The organism is Dyadobacter sp., from assembly GCF_051859145.1.
GTDB lineage: Bacteria > Bacteroidota > Bacteroidia > Cytophagales > Spirosomataceae > Dyadobacter.
Genome location: NZ_JBHYGF010000465.1, coordinates 1 through 2,176, shown reverse-complemented (window position 1 = coordinate 2,176; position 2,176 = coordinate 1). Strand labels below are relative to the sequence as shown.

3 protein-coding genes are annotated in these 2,176 nt (G+C 43.1%); all 3 read left to right on the top strand.

The window, feature by feature from the left end; all coding sequences use genetic code 11:
• Nucleotides 1-1,105 (top strand): anthranilate synthase component I family protein (locus tag ACTIE6_RS21975; RefSeq protein ID WP_439558677.1); only part of this gene is annotated, 1,105 nt, incomplete at its 5' end.
• Between the two features lie 70 nt (nt 1,106-1,175).
• On the top strand, nt 1,176-1,742 hold the full coding sequence (locus ACTIE6_RS21970; RefSeq protein ID WP_439558676.1) for an anthranilate synthase component II: 567 nt from the start codon (nt 1,176-1,178) through the stop codon (nt 1,740-1,742).
• 42 nt (nt 1,743-1,784) lie between these two features.
• On the top strand, nt 1,785-2,176 hold a 392-nt coding region (locus ACTIE6_RS21965), incomplete at its 3' end, for an anthranilate phosphoribosyltransferase (protein WP_439558675.1).

Genomic DNA, 2,176 nt, shown 5'->3' with positions numbered 1-2,176 from the left:
ATCGATATTCCCCTTTATAACCAACGGATTGTTTGGTCACATGACCTACGATGCAGTCACGTACTTCGAGGACATTGAGATACAACCAACAAGTCCTGAAACCGCTATTGATCAAATCTTCTACCAGGTTTACAGATACGTAATTGCTATTAATCATTTCAAAAACGAGCTATACATATTTGAGCATCAGTATGGAAGTGAGGTAGAGGACGATGGTTTTGAGCAGATTGAAATTCTGATTAAGAACAGAAATTTTCCTAAATACGGATTTTCGACTGTCTCTGATGAAACTTCCAACGTTACAGATGATGAGATGCGTGCTGTAATCCAGAAAGGGATAGACCACTGTCTTCGCGGCGATGTATTTCAGATTGTACCTTCAAGAAGGTTTAGCCATGCATTTCAAGGTGATGAATTCAATGTATACCGCGCTCTGAGATCAATTAATCCTTCCCCTTATCTCTTCTATTTCGATTACGGTAGCTACAAAATTTTCGGTTCCTCGCCCGAAAAACAGATTTTTATCAAAAAAGGTCAAGCTGAAATTCACCCGATTGCAGGCACTTTCAAAAGAACCGGAGATGATTTGGCTGATGCAGAAGCAGCACAGCAACTTTTAAACGATCCGAAAGAAACAGCAGAGCATGTAATGCTCGTCGATCTTGCAAGAAATGATCTTAGCAGGAGCTGTGACGAAGTAAAGGTTACAAATTATAAGGAAGTTCAATATTACTCGCACGTCATCCATTTGGTGTCCAAAGTAGTAGGCAAGATGAAGAAAGATGTTAATCCGCTACAACTAGTTGCAGATACTTTCCCCGCAGGAACATTATCCGGAGCGCCAAAGCACAATGCGATGAAGCTCATTGACCAAATGGAGACTAGTAACCGCAGCATTTACGGCGGAGCGATTGGTTTTATGGATTTTAATGGCGACTTCAATCACGCAATTGCGATCAGAACATTCCTGAGCAAGGATAATACATTGTTTTTCAGGGCAGGAATGGGTGTTGTAGCCAAGTCAGACGTTGAAAGTGAGTTGCAGGAGATTAACAATAAACTCGCAGCTCTCCGCCAGGCTATTAAGGTGGCCCAGGAAATCTAGCATTGGAAAAGGTCAGGCATTAATTTATCTGGCTTACCAGTAACATACATCCATTTGAAGCGATCAAAAAATGAAAATTCTGGTTCTCGATAATTACGATTCATTTACATACAACCTGGTTTATATTCTTCGTGAGCTTCACGACCAGGTAGATATTTTCCGAAATGACAAGATCAGCCTCGATGAAGTATCTGAATATGACAAAATTCTGCTTTCACCGGGGCCCGGAATACCTTCGGAGGCTGGTATAATGCACGAGCTCATTCGCGAGTTTGGTTCAAGCAAGAGCATATTGGGCGTGTGCCTGGGGCACCAGGGAATCGGTGAGGTTTATGGCGCTACACTCGAGAACATGACTGATGTACTGCACGGGATCAGTGACACGGCCATTGTTACAGATAGCAGCGAAAGAATTTTCAAGGGACTTCCAACTGAGATCAAAGTAGGGAGATACCATTCCTGGACTGTTATTCCGGAATCTTTTACCGAAGATCTGACCATTACCGCAGTTGACGAGAAGGGGAGGGTAATGGGACTTTCACACAAAAAGTATGATGTTAAGGGCGTGCAGTTCCATCCGGAGTCGGTACTAACAGAGCATGGTAAAGAAATGCTTGAAAACTGGTTGAAAATTTAATAGACCCTCTGAGTTCAATAATCAATAAGTAGTATAGTAAGCATGAAAAATATTCTTAGTCACTTGTTTGAGTACAAAATGCTTAGCAAGGAGCAGGCAAAAGATGTGTTGCTGGGCATTAGTACCGGCAAGTATTCGAACTCTGAAATCGCGTCATTCCTGACCATTTATGCGATGCGCAGTATTACGGTTGAAGAACTGGAAGGTTTCAGGGACGCTATGCTTGAACTTTGCCTTTCTCTTGACCTCTCTGCTTACGATCCTATTGACGTTTGCGGTACCGGCGGCGATGGAAAAGATACATTCAATATATCAACCTTGTCGTGCTTTGTTGTTGCCGGTGCCGGACAAAAGGTTGCCAAGCACGGAAACCACGGGGTATCCTCGCTTTGCGGCTCCTCGACGGTGCTTGAATACCTTGGAGCAACATTTAC

Coding starts and splice junctions, on each gene's coding strand:
- ACTIE6_RS21970 (WP_439558676.1), top strand. CDS start 1,176: ATGAAAATTCTGGTTCTCGATAATTACGATTCATTTACATACAACCTG.